Raw genomic sequence first — 16351 nt, forward strand, 5'->3', positions numbered from 1 at the left:
GATAGTGAACGCAATAAATTTATACCATTTTGCTTAGGAGGTGTAACTGTGAAAACTATAGAAATTGAAATAGTTAGATCCAGGAGTCGTCAGAATTTAAAAAAGGACTTAGATAAAGTTGTAAAAAAGTTTCGTTCAAAAGGTTTAGAGGTTGTAGTACACTATCGAACACAAGCAATTGTAAATGGAATTGAATATTCAGCTTCAATCATTGGATGTAAATCAGAATGATTGAAGCTGAACGAATAAAAGAAGGATTAGAAGAGACTAAAACTAGAAAAAGAAAAACTTTCAATTACACTACGTATATATGATAGTAACAAATATTCCATCAAAAAGAAAAAACGGAAATAATTAGAATGTAACAAACCTCTTTTTATTGAGCTATTAACAAACGAAAACTTGAAGAAAAACAAAAGTAAAAACACTTTGTGTTTCTTCAAGTTATATTATTTCATTGAAATACACTATCTAATTTCTGGAACGACTTTTCTTTTTGCTTATCTTTACAGAAAAAAGATTGCATACCAAAGTGATATTAGACTGGTGCATCCAACTACAAAGAATACATATTTTAAAAATTTCATAAGACTCCTATTAATCACTCTTATGGGAATTACAATCGTGGTAATCTATTTATATTTTTATGGTTTCGGTTTATGAATATAAACTAAAATCATATCCAAGTATAAGAGACAATGGTTCACCTGGGAAGTATGCGTATTATGGTGGGAATGGGACACAGGTGGTCTTTTTGGAGAAGCTAAATGTGTTTATAATAAAACTGATGAATCGGATAATAAATAATATATAAAGGCTTTATCTTTTCTATAGGAAGATGAGGCTTTTTTATGCATAAAGAAAAGACACCCAAAGGTGCCTTCCTGCGACTTGAACCACTTTAATTTTAATAACATTATTTTACAACCGCAAATATATCTTTAATCTTTCATATGATATTTTATTATTTTTTTCAGTTAATTGCATGTAACTGGTGAAAAATAGGCTATGTCTTGTAAATGCCTTTTCTCCATACCCACTCAATAGGACCATAGCGGAAATATTTACTCCAAATTTTGCTGAATAGTATTTGTACAAAGATAATTAAAAGCCCGAAGATACATAGTTGCCAGTAATATACATGTGAGACATCTTTAAAATATAACGAAAGTATGACAAGAGTTAGTATACATTGGCTAATGTAATTCGTTAAAGCATACTTGCCTACGTTCATAAAGGGGTGCAGACATTTTATATATTTTTTATTCTCACAAACTCTAAGTAGAGTACAAATATAGAATATAGCTAGTGCTTTCCCTCCAAATAGAGTCCATAGTTGTACATCGATAGAGTAATAGATATCCGTTTTTATAAAGTAGTAGATAATAGGATAAGAGAGAAGACATGAAATGCATAACGAACTCCACTGTAAAAATCTAATTTTCTTTATTAATTCCGGTACCCTTTTAAAAATATTTTTCTTACCAGCCCATAAGCCGATTAAAAATAATCCTATATATTCTGGAATTCCAATTAGTAGTTGTTGGGGCTCCTCTATCATCAGAAAAAACAAACGTGCTTTTACTTGATATAAATAATGTGTAAATAGATTTACCGTGTGGTTGGTAGTGTTGCCTGTAAAAATATATTGATAGTAAGTTGGTACTTCAGGAATAGAAGAACTTGCTCGTGAAAATACAATAACATGTAATACATAACTAACCGTTAGGAAACTACAACCAGCTATAAAAATAAGCTGAGTAGATCGCTTATAAAAGAACAATAGAATAAATCCAGCTATAGCATACGCATGTAGAATATCTCCAAACCATAGAAAGGTGAAGTGGAGTAAACCGAAGACTAGTAAAATACACAGTCTCCGGGTAAATAACTTATACATAGGATATCCTTTTGCTTCTGTATTTTTCATAAAGATATAAAATCCTACTCCAAATAAGAATGCGAAAATAGTGTAGAACTTTGCTTGTATAAACAAATCTACTAAAAATCGAATCGCTTTATCTGTACCGGTGTAACCTGCTTGATTAAAGGGATCTAGTCCTGTCATAGTGGGTAGATTCGCAAAAAGGATACATAGTATGGCGATACCTCTTAGTATGTCTAAAGAATGAATACGGGCGTTTTGTTGCATGTTAATTCTCCTTTCTTACAAAGAAAAACGAGCACTAAACTAGCTAGCACTCGAATTACGTCTTGCAAAGAAACCATCATATGTAGCAGCTGAAACGGCTCCTTCTAGACGTTCAACTTCTTCACCTCTGTTATAAGCTACGACAATTGGAGTACCTGGAATGTCGAACTCTTGAAAGGCACTTTGATTTTCTGGTGTAGAGATATCAATACGATAGATGGTTCTATCATGCTTTTTTGACATACGATTGATATTCGGTGCAGCTTTTTTACAAAAATGACAGGTTGGTTGATAGTAATACGCAATGAACTCTTCATGGGATTGTATTTTTTGCTTTAATTCTTCTTTTGAAATATCTTTTATATTTTCAGGTGATCCTTTTACATCTGCAGCAGATACAATTGTTTTTTCTGGTGTTATAGTTTCTGTTTTGACTGATTCATCTTTAGTTAAAGTAAAGATTGCGATACAAGCAACGCATAAAGTTGTGATAACTGCTCCAATTTTGTAGACTTTTTTCATAGTAAATTCCTCCTTAAAATAAAAAAAGGACAAACCTCGCCCGAGTTATCAGGGCGTAAGGTTTGTCCTTCACGCTACGTACAATAGTGTATAAACAATGAAAACAAATTTTCTATCTATATAATACCATAAAATTCATATAGAATGCTATAAGGATTTTAAAGGAAAAGGAATAACTTAGTTTGTATAATTTCATGTACCAAATTGTATACAAAAATTATAAACACCGTAATAAGGGGATTCTCTGTGTTGTATCCAATTGTTGGGTGTTTTTGCTCCCTCGAAAAGGGGGAATAAGAAAAGTACCCAATTTCAAGAATGGGTACTTTTTTTAAGGTATATTCATATTCCTTAACTCATCTATAAAACGTATTACTTTTCATTCTTACTTTAAGAAACATTCGACTCATTTTCTTTATTTTATATTTTCTTTGAATTCTATAGTTGCAACAACTTGGGCATGATCAGATTGTGTTTTATTTTCAATATCATCACATTTTAAATGATGGTCGAGTACTTTATATGCGCTTACTCGACCAAGGTGCTGTTCGTTTTTCCCATTAAGTACATTAGATACAAAAATATAGTCAAATACGTTTCCTAATTTTTTATAATAATGTGTGGGCAATCTTTTTTGTCCACTTTGATTTGGAGCTAAGTCAAAAGCATCGTAAAGTTTATAATTATATACAATCTTTTGTTCGTCATCATCAATTGGTTTACCGTTGATTTTTAAAAGCCTTTCCCTATTAGTTAATGCTTCTATGGGAATAGAGTGTTCATCATCGTTTAAATCACCAAGCAAGATAACTGGAACTTCTTTATGAGTGTGTAGGGTTTCAGATATCTCATGATATAAGACCGCTGCTTCTGCTCCTCGTTGTAGTAATGATATTATATGTCCTATCGACCTTGCTCGTAAAGTAGCTAATATCTTATTATCCAATGCATCATCAGGATTTAAATGTAAATCTCTAACTGCTGGGTTTTTGGATTTCAAATGCGAAACATAAAAAATAATATCACCAGAACCATCAATATGTATCGTAGCCTTTATTGGAATACGACTGAATTTAAAATCTGCATTAACAGGTATTTCCTCCATAATGGAATCTGGTACTTTAACAGGATTTACTGAAATTATTGGATATTTTGACGCTATTGCAACTACAGGTTTTATAAATACTAATGGATTATCTATATCTGTAACAGGGGTTTCTACTGTTTCAAAATGAATAAACCCTAATTCCTCAACTAAGCTTTTCAAAATAGCTGAGCTAAATACTTCTTGAAAACCAATAACATCGCATTTCATTTTTAATATTTGTTCTTTAATCCATTCCTTCTTCATCAACCATTCAGCATCTGAATATTTGTTACCAGGCTCATACCATTTGAAAGGAGGTTCAGCAAATTGGTATAAGTTAAACGTTCCACAGCGAATCTGCACAGTGTTTCTCCTTCTTTCTATATGTATTATACAGAATACCAATTAAGTTAAAATAAGCGGATGTTTCGTCATGAATGGCAAACAATAACCTTTATATGTTTATTACACATAATGAAATAAATCTTAAGAGATATTTTACTATAAATTAGATTATCTCCTAATTAGCAATGTATTATGCAATCCATTGCTAAGAAAAGGAGCTGAATACATAAGAGTAACCAATTCTAATTATTTTTCTCCATAATTTTAAGAGAACTGTTTCATTAAAATGTCTATATTAATTTTGAAATAATGATAATCTCTTTTTTCTTAATTTGGAGAGAATCAGTGAGATTTTATTTATATGTGATACAACATAAAAGTTAATTGAAATAACCTGAAGTGTCGTTATAGAACCATTTCAATGATAAAGATTGAAAATTGTATCTAAGCTAATCAATGAGGTAACAAACAAGTACTAGCTAGTTCAATTGAATACTAATTAAAAAAAGAAAAAACACATATATTGGTATTTTTGGAAAGGAGGATAGATTAGATGTCAATGAACGATAATTTAGAGGATGAACATAATAGAATGAATCTTTCTGGATTCCAATTTAATGGAGAAATGAAATTTGTACTTCTTAAAGTTGCAGATGTCTTAATTCCCCTACAAAAATGGATTAACTCTAAACCGTCTCCTAATCAGGTACCGGACACAGAGGAATACCTTCCTTGGAGACACGGTAAAGGCCCCTTAAATTCAGAAAAATTTAATCTGATTCAATTTTTGGAGGGTTTACTACGTGAGACCTCGTTTGACTTGTCACTGATGAACCGTTGGAAGAGGCTTCAACAAGCTCCTTTCTCTGCAACTCCAATTCAACATCCTAAATCATGGAGAAAAGCCCGTGGTTTAGAAGAAGATGCAATCTTCGGTATTACAGAGTCTAGAGGCGTACTTCTTGATAAAGATAAAAACCCTATTATACGTTCTGAATTTTATCAAAAAGGGACATCTTTGCTTCTTAAAGCCGCTCAATTTAGTATCCCAGAGACGTCTGGTGGCTGGGAAAAGTTCGTAGCATTGCTTGTAAATAATTCTCATCCCTCTTGGTCTCCTCTGGAATTTCCAACATCTGTTTCATTCTTATTTCAGTTTACGCGTGATATTTTGTATCGCATGATGGGAATGCGTAATACCGCTGAAGAACCATGGTCAACAGCATTACTGGTTGAGCTTGATGAAACTCGTAGAGTTGGAAATCATTTTACAAGTTACGATACAGAGGAAGCTGTGAAACTGTTTGAGAATGTATTGGCTAAATATAGTAACCTACAGGAGGAAAATGAATAAAAGTTGCTGATTTTGTAGTCATTGGCACAGGAGGTGGAGGAGGTACTCTTGCATGGATGCTTGCACGTGCTGGATATAGTGTTGTTGTTCTTGAGCAAGGTGCTGATTGGGCTGAGGCCCTTCCTGAAGGTGAAAAGCAGTTTGATCAGGTATTTCATGATGAGTATCGCTTTGGTTTAGAGAAACCTCTTCCGGTAAGGCGGCCTAGAGGAGATTATAGTACATTCCGTAAAGATGATAAATCGGTGGCCAAACCATTTGAAGGAGGCTGGACGGCAACTGATATGGGGGGAGGATCACTCCTTTGGGGATGTTGGGGTATTCGACCATTACCAGTAGATCTGAGATTACAATCACTTTTTAAAGAACTTGGTCAAAGTGACAAGATTAGTGAATGGGGCTATTCTGTAGCAGATTGGCCTATTAGTTACAACGAACTTGAGCCAGTTCTAAATATAGCTGAAGCCATCTTATCAGTCGGCGGTGACCATCAGGGTATCAATAAGTCCATCAAGGAATCTCCATGGTTCAAAGCCTTTTCGGCAGAGACTAGCATGAACACATGGAGAAATACACTACCTTCGACGCCATTTCCGTCAAAAGAATACCCTCAAAGGCCAATTGGCTCCTTTTTCTTTAAGGCAATGAATGCAATAGGGATGAATCCCACAATGATACCATCGGCTATGGTCAATCCTGATATTAAGGAGTACTGTACCCAGGATATGATTGACAAGATGATTAAAAATTGGGGGGATAATCCAAAACCAGAATTCTGGAATCAATCTCCTAAAGAGATATGGTCTGATACTGTTCGTGATGCATGTAACATATGTGGATTTTGTGGAGAATATGTTTGCTGGGGTTCACGTCAGCCAAAATATGGAACTCTTTCTACAACACTTCATGAGTTGCGAAATTTACGTGAAGTTGCAGAAATTCGACCGGATTCAAAAGTTTAAGAATTTTTTTATGATCAACGTCTCCGTAGAGCAACAGGGGTTCGTTATCTTGATGTTTCTGATCCCAACAATCCAAAAGATATGTTCCAACAAGCTCATAATGTGGTGTTATGTGCCGGAGCTGTTCAAAGCGCAAGAATTCTACTTATGTCGGGACCACCAGGAGGGCTTGGTAATGGAAACGGACTTGTTGGTAGAAATGCTATGTTCCATACGTTTGGCTTAGGCAGTAGGTTCACCCTACCAGAACAGTTTACTGGATTTCTCCACAGCGAGTTTGGTCATACAGGGACTGTTCTTAGTTTTAATGATTATTTTGTTTCTGATGAAATGGGAAATGGTGGAAATATTGAGCTGTGGCTGGGATTGCAAGAAAAAATCCTCTTGAAAATGCTGACGCTTATATAGGAGACAGAAAATATGGGCTTGATTTATTAAAAAACATGGAGCAGTATCCGCGTACTGTTGATTTACGGGTAACAGGTGATGATCTGCCTTATCCTTCTAATATGGTGGAAAGTTCTTCACAGAAACTTATTATGTGAAAATTGAAGGTCAAGGAACAAAAGAAAGAGACGCATTCAAATACACCTTAAAAGGATTTAAAGAAAATGGAGAAGAGAAAACAATCCAATTTGTTACAAATGATGATAAGCCAATTAAAGAAGGAACCTATTTAAAAATTACGGCAGATGAAGATAAAGATGCTAATAAAAAACACCTGATAAAATTTCATTAATTAACGGTTATGAAGAAGTTAAAAGTGAAGATGTACCAGAAAAAATAAAAGAGAAACTAAAATAAAGTGTGTATAGGGCCGTAAAATTAATTTCAGAATGGTATTTTATCATTTTGAATGCCCGATAGTACCAATTTAATTTTAAAAGACTAATAGTCAAGTAAGAGCCGATTCCCCTTATCATATAGGAAATCGGCTCTTACTTTATCCAATTTTACTTAACGTACGAAATTCGCGTTTTGTTGGTGCTACCCCATCGCTATCAAGCTAATATTTTATAGTACCCCAAAAACGAAAAATCTATCCGTTATTGTCTATTGATAATGATGCGTTATGTTAACTTTACATGTATAGAACATACATTTTTTAATTAATAAAGACACTGGTACAGGAGACAGATTCTTTCTTACATTTAATATACTAAATGCAAAAAAGGAGCTTGATTATTTATGCCATCAAAAAAAAGAAATTGTTTTAATCCTTGCGAATTTCCTTATTCATTATTTCCTTGTGCATTTCCTTGTGCAGTTCCAGAGCCTATAAAACCAATAGACCCTACTAAATTTGATTATATCGTGATTGGTGCCGGAACTGCCGGAGGGGTAATCGCCAAAGAATTAACGGATGACAAAAGTACTTCTGTACTAGTGCTAGAAGCAGGAACAAATATGACGAATGAGCTAAGTAACCCTAGCGTTATTGCGGCCATTAATACAACTCGAGGTAACAGGTTTAGCTTTAATGTTACTTCTGAATTAGAATCGACTATTGCACGTACACTTATTGCAACAAATGGTCGCGCCATAGGGGGAAGTTCAGAAATTAGTGACATGTACGCCGTACGTGGGAGTAAAGAGTTGTATAACCAGTGGGCAAGTCTTGTTGGTAATCAATGGAGTTACGACAAGATTAGCTCCTTATTTGTAAAAAATGAAACCTATACAGGATCGACACAAGACCCTGATGAACGAGGATCACAAGGGCCAATCTTTATTAGGCAACAGAGTATTCCCCCTAATGGATTAATCAATACGTTAGTTCAAGCAACAAACACTGTATTGGGAACGCCGATTGCTGTGGACTATAATACCGGCATAAGGGATTGTACATTTTATAAATCGCAAATTATTCAAAAAGAAATTAGCCCCGGTCAATTTGTCCGATCCTCAACGGCAACAGGTTATTTAAATGACCATATTGTCAGTCAAGGAAACCAGTTCCATCCAGATGAATTTGGAGTTGATGGAAGAAAGTTAGTTATTTTAGCTAAAACAACCGTTAACAAAATTTTATTTAAGAAAAAAAATGGACTGAACATTGCGGTTGGTGTTGAATTTGTCAAGGATGGTGTTTCACATAGAAGGTTTGCAAGAAAAGGCATTATCGTCTCTGCAGGATTTTTTTCCTCAGTCATTCTACAACGTTCAGGAATCGGTAAATCGGATGATTTGGCTAAAGCAGGTATACCAACATTTATAGAGAGTCCAAATGTGGGTCACAATCTTCAAACTCATGGTTATGTTGGATTAGGAGTTGAAATAGATACCTCTCAAATTCTTCCGATATTTTTTGCTGATCCCAACTTTCCACTTATCTTAGGTGCTTTCCAAGCAGAGAATCCAATGAATCTACTAGAAAGTCGTCGTCTCCAACTGATAGGGGCTCCTATCCCATTTTTTATCCCTGCTCCGGATGTGATCAGCAATGGTTGGAGTTTAGATTTAACTTTCCAAACTACTCCAAGTATCATGAGTTTTGGTATTGTAGACGTGAATACAAAAAGCAGGGGTACAGTGCTAGTGGAACATAGCGATCCAGAGGCTTATCCATCTCTTAACTTCAATCCGTTGGAAGATCCCAATGATCTAACGTATATGGTCGATCAATATAAGAGAATTTATAATATTATTGTAGAGGCTAGAGATCCACTGAAATACCCAAATAACGGAATCGGGAAAGTTGTATATCCTCCCGAAAGTATATTCCAGCTACCTGACAATGATCCCAACAAACAACAGCAGCTTGAGAATTATGTCAAAGCCTCTTACACGAACTTCTCTTTAGGCGGTCAGTGTCGGATGGGACAGACGATTCAAGGAGGGGTTGTCGATGGATTCCTCAATGTGTTTGGTACCAAAAATCTTAAGGTTGCCGATTTGTCCATTTCGCCTATTATTCCAGATGGTCAGCCGTCCGCCGCTGCTCAGATGATCGGACTAAATGCGGTACGGTTTATAAAAGAGGACCCCTCTCCATATGTAATGACAGATAAGGAACTTGAAGATTACGAAAATGAGATTAAAAAAATATAAATTAAATATTTATTCATTGGTTTTATTCTTATTTTTTGATCTAAAGATTGCGTTTTGGTTAGAATGCGGCTTGCCTTGTGGGGACGAACCCCATCGCTATCAAACTAATAAAAAGAAATATCTTCAAAATGAAAAAATACGTTATTCTTTCTATAGAATCATAGGAAAGGATGGCGTTTTTGTATGTCTATTTCTGTATCTGATGAATTACAACTATTTGCTCAAGAAATTCAAAACCTTTTATCCCCTAATACCTTACGAAATCTTGCCAGAAATGTTGGCTTTGTGCAACGAACCAGTAAGTACCAAGCAAAAGATTTAGTAGCTTTATGTGTATGGGTGAGCCAAAATATAGCTATGACTTCTTTAACTCAGTTATCTAGCTGTTTAGAAGCATCAACAGAAGTACTCATCAGTCCAGAGGGACTGAATCAACGGTTTAATAAGGCGGCTGTCCTACTTTTACAACACCTACTAGCCGAACTATTAAGAAAAAAATTGGCCGCATCTATGCCAATTTCTTCTCCATACACTTCTGTTTTCAAGCGTATTCGTATTTTAGATTCAACTGCATTTCAACTCCCGGATGTATTTTCATCGGTTTATCCAGGTGCAGGAGGATGCAGCCATACAGCTGGGATAAAAATTCAACTTGAGTATGATTTGTTAAGTGGACAGTTCCTACATATTCATACAGGTCCAGGTAAACAACATGATCGCACTTATGGCTCTCTGTGCGCTCCAACTGTGACGGCGAATGATTTATGTATCCGAGATTTAGGTTATTTTCATTTGAAAGATCTTCAACATATACAAGAGAAAAAGGATTATTATATTTCACGTATCAAATCGAATACACGCATTTATCAAAAAAATCCTAACCCTGATTATTTTCAAGACGGAAGAATTTAGAAAGGTACAGAGTATATACAGATAGATATGGAGACGTTAATGAACTCCCTTCAACCAGGACAAACATGTGAAATAGCTGATGCTTATGTAGGAATGATTGATAAAGTGCCAGCTCGTGTAATTGTTCATCGATTAACAAAACAACAGCAACAAAAACGATTACAAGATCAAGCTGTAAGAGAAAAAAAGAAAGGAATGAAGTATTCTCCTCGTAGTAAACGACTCAATGGAGGAAAAATCTCAAGCAAATGCTTACTGATTGTGAAAGATTGCGCTTATATCAAGATACCAAATACATTATGAGTGTCTACCTTAATAGAGATTATCTCATCGTATGATAATTTTCCACTTAATCTACCCGTATATTCCATTGAAATAATAGAACTATACGGGTGACCTTATTCTTGCCTCATTTTTTGAGAGCCTTATTCAGATACTCTAGTAATTAAAAATAATAATATTTAAAATTGATTAAATGACAAAAGGTTTTTGATTATCAAAAGTTGGATTACTCTTTCCAATATCAAGAAGGTTTGGAGATTGATCTGGCGGCATGGCTTCTAAAATTTTTCTGTGGAATTTTTGGTAGTTCCCTTCAAATGCCCCACTTCTCCATACTGATAATAAAGTTGCAGTGAATAATCCATTAAAAGCTCCATCTGCTGAAAGCTGATTGTCTTGGCAACCAGATATTAATTTAACCGAGCACTTTAATTCATTGTCATTTCTTTCATTAACTTGAGCCTTTCTTTCATGATAAATACTTCTATTTTTTTCAAAGGTTTTAGTTCTAATACCAAGCGGCATATATCGATAGGCTACATGTTTTACTGGATCAATATTGGAGAAATTATATAAAGCGTAATGTTGAGCTTTAGTTATTGATCCACTATGACAAGAATCTGATAAGACAACAATTCTTACATCTTCCTTAAAAAGATGCCAAAGTGCGTGAATTTCATCGTCTAGGAATTGACCATCATATAAACACCAAGTTTCGTCAAAACCGTCGGCTTCATCATTTTGTTGATCAGGAACACGCCCACCGTGTCCAGAATAAGAAAGGAAAAAAATATCTCCACTTTCTAAAGATGATGCTGCTTTTTTAACTTCATTAACAAAATTATCTATTGTAGCATTGGTTGTTAAGAGCGTAGAGGTATTATCATAACGTAATGATTTTGCAATTAACCCCATATCTTCAGCATCTGATTCACAGGCAACTAAGTCTCCACTCCATCCTGAATAATGTTGTGGATCAACTGAATTTAATCCAATATGTAACGAGAATCCTTTAGGCACTTTATTCGACCTCCAATTATTTGAAAATCCCATACGGATATCTTATCCATTATTATTGAAGATATTCAGCTAAAAGTGAATTTTATAAATCATAACGCTTAAGTTGTAATTTTTCATAGCCGTTCAGTTTTAAGCTGATTGTTTTTATAGATATGTGCTTTTATCAATTCTTTTACTCTCACTTACTATTTTATCAAGATTGTCATAATAAAGTCGTCTCTTTCGGGGAAGTTATGATTGTGATTGATCTATATACCAAATACAATACGGAGGTACTAAAGGTGAAAGCAAAGAGTAATGATTTATGTGAAACCAATCTAAATAGTGAAGAAATACGGACAGGGTTTATCCATTTACCATCCCCCAGAGAAGTAAAATACTCGGTCGTTGACGGTCTTGCCATCTTTGAAGGTGATATTGTTCTTGGAACTGTCGCAGAAATGGAAACCCGGTCTAAAACCAAGGGGGTCGGCATCACAGGTGACCAATTCCGCTGGCCAAACGGAGTTATACCTTTTAATATTGATTCAAGTCTTCCCAATCAGCAACGTGTAACTGATGCTATTTCTCATTGGGAAAATCGAACTTTCATAAGATTTGTGCGACGAACCACGGAAACCAACTATGTTACCTTCAGACCAAGCGACAGTTGTTCATCTCGCATAGGGATGCAAGGAGGGGAACAATTCATAAACCTTGGCAACGATTGCAGTACAGGAAATGTTATTCATGAAATTGGCCATACAGTGGGCTTGTTCCACGAACAAAGTCGAGAGGACCGAAATAACTTCGTTAGAATTAACTGGGCTAACATAGAGACTGGAAAGGAGGGTAACTTTAATCAAGAAATACCAGTATCCGATGACTATGGCCCATATGACTATGGTTCAATAATGCATTATGGTACACATTTCTTTTCAAAAAACAACTTACCAACAATCGAGCCTTTAACACCTGGGGTTACCATTGGGCAGAGAAATGGGCTTAGTGATGGTGACGTGGCTACTGTTAACATGATGTATGGCCGGATGACAGAGTCTCAAATAGCAACTGTGTCCCGATTTACTGATCACCTCGATGTATTTTAGATAGGAAAAAACGGAGAGGTGGCAAGTACCTGGTGGGATAAAAATTTAAATAATGGACGTTGGTTCAGTCCTTTTTCCATTGCTCCAGCTGGAAGTACAAGGGGATTTTCTGAATTAGCAAGAGAACAAAAAAAGTAAGTGTTAATGTTGATGAAGAGCTTTTAGATTTTGTAGTTGAAGACTTAACTATTCCATTTTGGCAGGGTAATGAAAACACACAATTAGATTTAAGAAAAGAATGAAACTTTCAATTTCCCGACTGAAAAAAGTAAATATATGATTATGGTTGACCTTCTTATCGAATAATTTAGTTACTCAATTATAGGGCGCTTTAATGGAGCAACGAAAAAAGCCCAATTTCTCAATTTTAATGAGAAATTGGGCTTTTTATATTTACTTATAGTGCAAAATAACGCTTAAAATAGGTGCAAAATAACTCCTAAAGTGATACCTATAGATTATAGGAAACATGTTATCTAGGTGTTTTTTCTTTGTCTCACCAAATGGGGTCAGACCACTATGATTCTACAGAAAGAATAACGTATTTTTTTCATTTTGAGGGTATTTCTTTTTATTAGCTGAATAGCGATGAGGTACCGTCACATCGCTATAGCTCTTCTAAACTTCTTGTTTACAATGATTTAAATGTATATTTTTGATAATAATTTTGTAGAAAGTACGCGATTTGCAATAAATTTAAAATTTGAATATAAATTAATAATATATACATTGGAACATCTTATTAAAGTTTGTATACAATAGAGTGTAATTAAAAATGTATTAATATGAAAATGGTATTTTTTTATACAAAAAGCCTAGTTTCTACTAGGCTTTTTGTTCAACCCGTTTATATTCTACACAATCCCTCCGAATTGAAGAATTATTCAAACTTTTACATTTTAACACTTTTTTGAAATTCAATATATGATGCTATGAACAATTACAACATAGTCTTAGTCGTTAAAAGAAAAACCACAGCGATTGCTGTGGTTTTTCTTATTAGAGACACTTCTGTCATTTCCAAAATCTTATACGTTTATTGTAATTAAACATTACCAAAAAACGCTGCAATTAAGAAATATGGCACCATTGAAGCATCAAAATTTTCATTTGAAAATTTTACGTTGTATTATATTTTAGTATTTTCTCACTTTCCGAAGCCGAGAAAACATCATCACTTCTGAAAGGACCCGAACTCCAGCGGGTTCTTTTGATTTACTTGAACTCATTTTCGAATTATTGTATTATATTTTCGGGTCTTACTTATATAAATCATTATCAGGAGAATCTGCATGTTTGCAGGTTCTTTTTTATTTTACTGAAAGTAATTTTTTTACCCATTTGCTTTATCTATTGTAAATAATTTTGAGTCCGATGGATCTCTTATTCTTGGCGTAAAATTAAATCCTAATAAATGGGTAAATCCGAAAATCTATTCTGTGTTACCGACTGTGTCTGTATACAACAATAGGACTTTACTTGGTGTAATAGGTATGATAGGCTCGTTATTCAGAAAAGATTCCGATTGAGAAAAGCACATCCATAAAGGGGGATTGGTAATCATGAGTGATAAAGTACTTATTGTGGAAGATGAACGCGAAATTGCCGATTTGGTTGAGCTATACTTGAAAAACGAGAATTATACGGTTTTCAAATACTATACCGCCAAAGAAGCGTTGGAATGTATAGACAAGAATGCGCTTGACCTTGCTATATTGGATATCATGCTTCCCGACGCAAGTGGTCTCACTATCTGTCAAAAAATAAGGGACAAGCACACTTATCCTATTATCATGTTGACGGCGAAAGATACGGAAGTAGATAAAATTACAGGGCTAACAATTGGCGCGGACGATTATATTACAAAGCCCTTTCGCCCACTAGAGTTAATTGCGCGAGTTAAGGCACAGTTACGCCGATATAAAAAATACAATGGAGTAACGGCACAGAACGAGAATGTTATCGTCCACGCTGGTCTTGTCATTAATATAAGCACGCATGAGTGTTCTTTGAACGAGAAGCCGTTATCTCTCACTCCCACCGAGTTTTCAATCCTGCGTATCCTCTGTGAAAACAAGGGAAATGTGGTTAGCTCTGAGCAGTTGTTTCATGAGATATGGGGTGACGAATATTTCAGCAAGAGTAATAACACTATCACCGTGCATATCCGACATCTGCGAGAAAAGATGAACGACATGGCTGATAATCCGAAGTATATAAAAACGGTATGGGGGATTGGCTATAAAATTGAAAAATAAAAATAAGAGTAAAAAAATCGATTATTCAAAATTAAAACGAAAACTCTACCAATATATCCTTACGATTGTCATGGCAGCAGTTGTATTTGTGCTGTTTTTGCGTCTATTTATCCAAGGAACACTTGGGGAGTGGATCGTACGTTTTTTGGAAAACAGTTATCATTTAGAGCGTTGGGACGCAATGATAATATATCAGTATACTATACGGAACAATATAGAAATTTTTATTTATGTGGCGGTTGCTATTAGTATTCTTATTCTATGCCGAGTTATGCTTTTAAAATTTGTAAAATACTTTGAAGAGATAAATACCGGTATTGATATACTTATTCAGAACGAAGATAAACAAATTGAGCTTTCTGAGGAAATGGAGTTCATGGAACAGAAGCTCAATACATTAAAGCGGACTCTTGAAAAGCGAGAGCATGATGCAAAGCTGGCTGAACAAAGAAAAAATGAAGTTGTTATGTACTTGGCACACGATATTAAAACGCCTCTTACATCAGTTATCGGTTATCTAATCCTGCTTGACGAGGCACCAGACATGCCGAGAGAGCAAAAGGCAAAATATGTGCATATCACGTTAGACAAAGCGTATCGTCTGGAACAGCTAATCGACGAGTTTTTTGAGATTACGCGATATAACCTTCAAACGATTACGCTCACGAAAAAGCACATAGACCTATACTATATGCTGGTGCAAATGACTGATGAATTTTATCCCCAGCTTGCCGCGAAGGGCAAACAGGTGGTACTCCATGCTTCTGAAGATTTGACCGTATTTGGTGACCCTGATAAGCTAGCGAGGGTCTTTAACAATATTTTGAAAAACGCCGCTGCATACAGCAAGGACGAAAGCGTTATTGACATTACTGCGAGCCTATCCGAAGATGTGGTATCCATCGTTTTCGAGAACGCCGGAAACATCCCGAAAGATAAACTCGCTACCATATTTGAAAAGTTTTACAGATTGGATGATGCCCGTTCTTCTGATACGGGCGGCGCGGGACTTGGATTGGCGATTGCAAAAGAAATCATTGTTCAGCATGGCGGGCAGATTTACGCGGAAAGTAATGATAACTCTACGACTTTCACGGTAGAACTTCCAGTCTTCCAAGACTCGGTTGATAAAGGGGATTCTTAGAAAATAATCATTGTTTCTTAAGAAATTCTTAAGGTTATCTCTACTTTTTCTTAGGAAATTAACAATTTAATATTAAAAAATGGCTCGTTCTTATGCGGTAGACTTAAACCAAAAGAACGAGCTTTTTTTATTTCGTCAAAGAAAGATATGATAACTTATGCGTGAATTAAAATA

General features: G+C 35.1%; 12 protein-coding genes and 3 pseudogenes. 10 read left to right on the top strand and 5 right to left on the bottom strand.

Features of this window, described 5'->3' with window-relative positions:
* Nucleotides 1-48: 48 nt before the first annotated feature.
* Nucleotides 49-231 (top strand): hypothetical protein, encoded by a 183-nt coding sequence (locus ACTFRH_RS24605; protein WP_000848330.1) that lies wholly within the window; start codon nucleotides 49-51, stop codon nucleotides 229-231.
* 775 nt (nucleotides 232-1006) lie between these two features.
* On the opposite strand, the gene ACTFRH_RS24610 is transcribed toward ACTFRH_RS24605, so the two are convergent.
* From ACTFRH_RS24610 to ACTFRH_RS24620, 3 genes are all read right to left on the bottom strand, one after another.
* On the bottom strand, nucleotides 1007-2152 hold the full coding sequence (locus ACTFRH_RS24610) for a DUF418 domain-containing protein (protein ID WP_001186859.1): 1146 nt from the start codon (nucleotides 2150-2152) through the stop codon (nucleotides 1007-1009).
* 39 nt (nucleotides 2153-2191) lie between these two features.
* On the bottom strand, nucleotides 2192-2674 hold the full coding sequence (locus tag ACTFRH_RS24615) for a thioredoxin family protein (RefSeq protein WP_000758626.1): 483 nt from the start codon (nucleotides 2672-2674) through the stop codon (nucleotides 2192-2194).
* A gap of 415 nt (nucleotides 2675-3089) precedes the next feature.
* Nucleotides 3090-4124: an endonuclease/exonuclease/phosphatase family protein gene (locus tag ACTFRH_RS24620; RefSeq protein ID WP_001167024.1), complete on the bottom strand. Its 1035-nt coding sequence runs from the start codon at nucleotides 4122-4124 to the stop codon at nucleotides 3090-3092.
* Between the two features lie 535 nt (nucleotides 4125-4659).
* Between ACTFRH_RS24620 and ACTFRH_RS24625 the strand changes: the two genes are divergently transcribed.
* The 6 genes and pseudogenes from ACTFRH_RS24625 to ACTFRH_RS24650 form a co-directional block, all read left to right on the top strand.
* The gene (locus ACTFRH_RS24625) at nucleotides 4660-5460 is read left to right on the top strand and encodes a hypothetical protein (RefSeq protein ID WP_000062301.1); all 801 of its coding nucleotides are present in this window, start codon (nucleotides 4660-4662) and stop codon (nucleotides 5458-5460) included.
* Nucleotides 5461-5516: 56 nt separating this feature from the next.
* On the top strand, nucleotides 5517-6422 hold the full coding sequence (locus ACTFRH_RS24630; protein WP_000881002.1) for a hypothetical protein: 906 nt from the start codon (nucleotides 5517-5519) through the stop codon (nucleotides 6420-6422).
* Nucleotides 6423-6443: 21 nt separating this feature from the next.
* A pseudogene (locus ACTFRH_RS24635) lies at nucleotides 6444-6830 on the top strand (GMC family oxidoreductase N-terminal domain-containing protein); the annotation flags it as partial.
* 133 nt (nucleotides 6831-6963) lie between these two features.
* Nucleotides 6964-7161 carry a DUF1093 domain-containing protein gene (locus tag ACTFRH_RS24640; RefSeq protein WP_000687528.1) on the top strand — a complete coding sequence of 66 codons (198 nt, stop codon included), beginning with the start codon at nucleotides 6964-6966 and terminating at the stop codon, nucleotides 7159-7161.
* A gap of 449 nt (nucleotides 7162-7610) precedes the next feature.
* Nucleotides 7611-9473, top strand: a complete 1863-nt coding sequence (locus ACTFRH_RS24645; protein ID WP_001139450.1) for a GMC family oxidoreductase — start codon at nucleotides 7611-7613, stop codon at nucleotides 9471-9473.
* Between the two features lie 183 nt (nucleotides 9474-9656).
* Nucleotides 9657-10616, top strand: a pseudogene (locus ACTFRH_RS24650) (IS4 family transposase); the annotation flags it as partial.
* Between the two features lie 240 nt (nucleotides 10617-10856).
* On the opposite strand, the gene ACTFRH_RS24655 reads toward ACTFRH_RS24650, so the two are convergent.
* Nucleotides 10857-11687: a caspase family protein gene (locus ACTFRH_RS24655; RefSeq protein ID WP_001123886.1), complete on the bottom strand. Its 831-nt coding sequence runs from the start codon at nucleotides 11685-11687 to the stop codon at nucleotides 10857-10859.
* 281 nt (nucleotides 11688-11968) lie between these two features.
* Between ACTFRH_RS24655 and ACTFRH_RS24660 the strand changes: the two genes are divergently transcribed.
* The gene (locus tag ACTFRH_RS24660; RefSeq protein ID WP_000645007.1) at nucleotides 11969-12775 is read left to right on the top strand and encodes a M12 family metallopeptidase; all 807 of its coding nucleotides are present in this window, start codon (nucleotides 11969-11971) and stop codon (nucleotides 12773-12775) included.
* Nucleotides 12776-14132: 1357 nt separating this feature from the next.
* Here the strand turns inward: ACTFRH_RS24660 and ACTFRH_RS24665 are convergent.
* Nucleotides 14133-14237, bottom strand: a pseudogene (locus ACTFRH_RS24665) (Tn3 family transposase); the annotation flags it as partial.
* A gap of 100 nt (nucleotides 14238-14337) precedes the next feature.
* On the opposite strand from ACTFRH_RS24665, the gene vanR-A reads away from it, so the two are divergent.
* Together vanR-A and vanS are read left to right on the top strand one after the other, a co-directional pair.
* Nucleotides 14338-15033, top strand: a complete 696-nt coding sequence (gene vanR-A, locus ACTFRH_RS24670; protein ID WP_001281105.1) for a vancomycin resistance response regulator transcription factor VanR-A — start codon at nucleotides 14338-14340, stop codon at nucleotides 15031-15033.
* A complete protein-coding gene (vanS, locus tag ACTFRH_RS24675; protein ID WP_033703270.1) occupies nucleotides 15011-16177 on the top strand; it encodes a vancomycin resistance histidine kinase VanS in 1167 nt (388 codons plus the stop codon). Before vanR-A ends, vanS begins: the two co-directional genes overlap by 23 nt.
* Nucleotides 16178-16351 lie beyond the last annotated feature (174 nt).

The organism is Bacillus cereus group sp. MYBK216-1 (assembly GCF_051916495.1).
Lineage (GTDB): Bacteria > Bacillota > Bacilli > Bacillales > Bacillaceae_G > Bacillus_A > Bacillus_A thuringiensis_K.

What these genes read in the sequence shown, in the direction of transcription:
- ACTFRH_RS24625 (WP_000062301.1), top strand. Translation starts at nt 4,660, where the DNA reads ATGTCAATGAACGATAATTTAGAGGATGAACATAATAGAATGAATCTT.
- ACTFRH_RS24615 (WP_000758626.1), bottom strand. Translation starts at nt 2,674, where the DNA reads ATGAAAAAAGTCTACAAAATTGGAGCAGTTATCACAACTTTATGCGTT.
- ACTFRH_RS24610 (WP_001186859.1), bottom strand. Translation starts at nt 2,152, where the DNA reads ATGCAACAAAACGCCCGTATTCATTCTTTAGACATACTAAGAGGTATC.
- ACTFRH_RS24630 (WP_000881002.1), top strand. Translation starts at nt 5,517, where the DNA reads ATGCTTGCACGTGCTGGATATAGTGTTGTTGTTCTTGAGCAAGGTGCT.
- vanR-A (WP_001281105.1), top strand. Translation starts at nt 14,338, where the DNA reads ATGAGTGATAAAGTACTTATTGTGGAAGATGAACGCGAAATTGCCGAT.
- ACTFRH_RS24645 (WP_001139450.1), top strand. Translation starts at nt 7,611, where the DNA reads ATGCCATCAAAAAAAAGAAATTGTTTTAATCCTTGCGAATTTCCTTAT.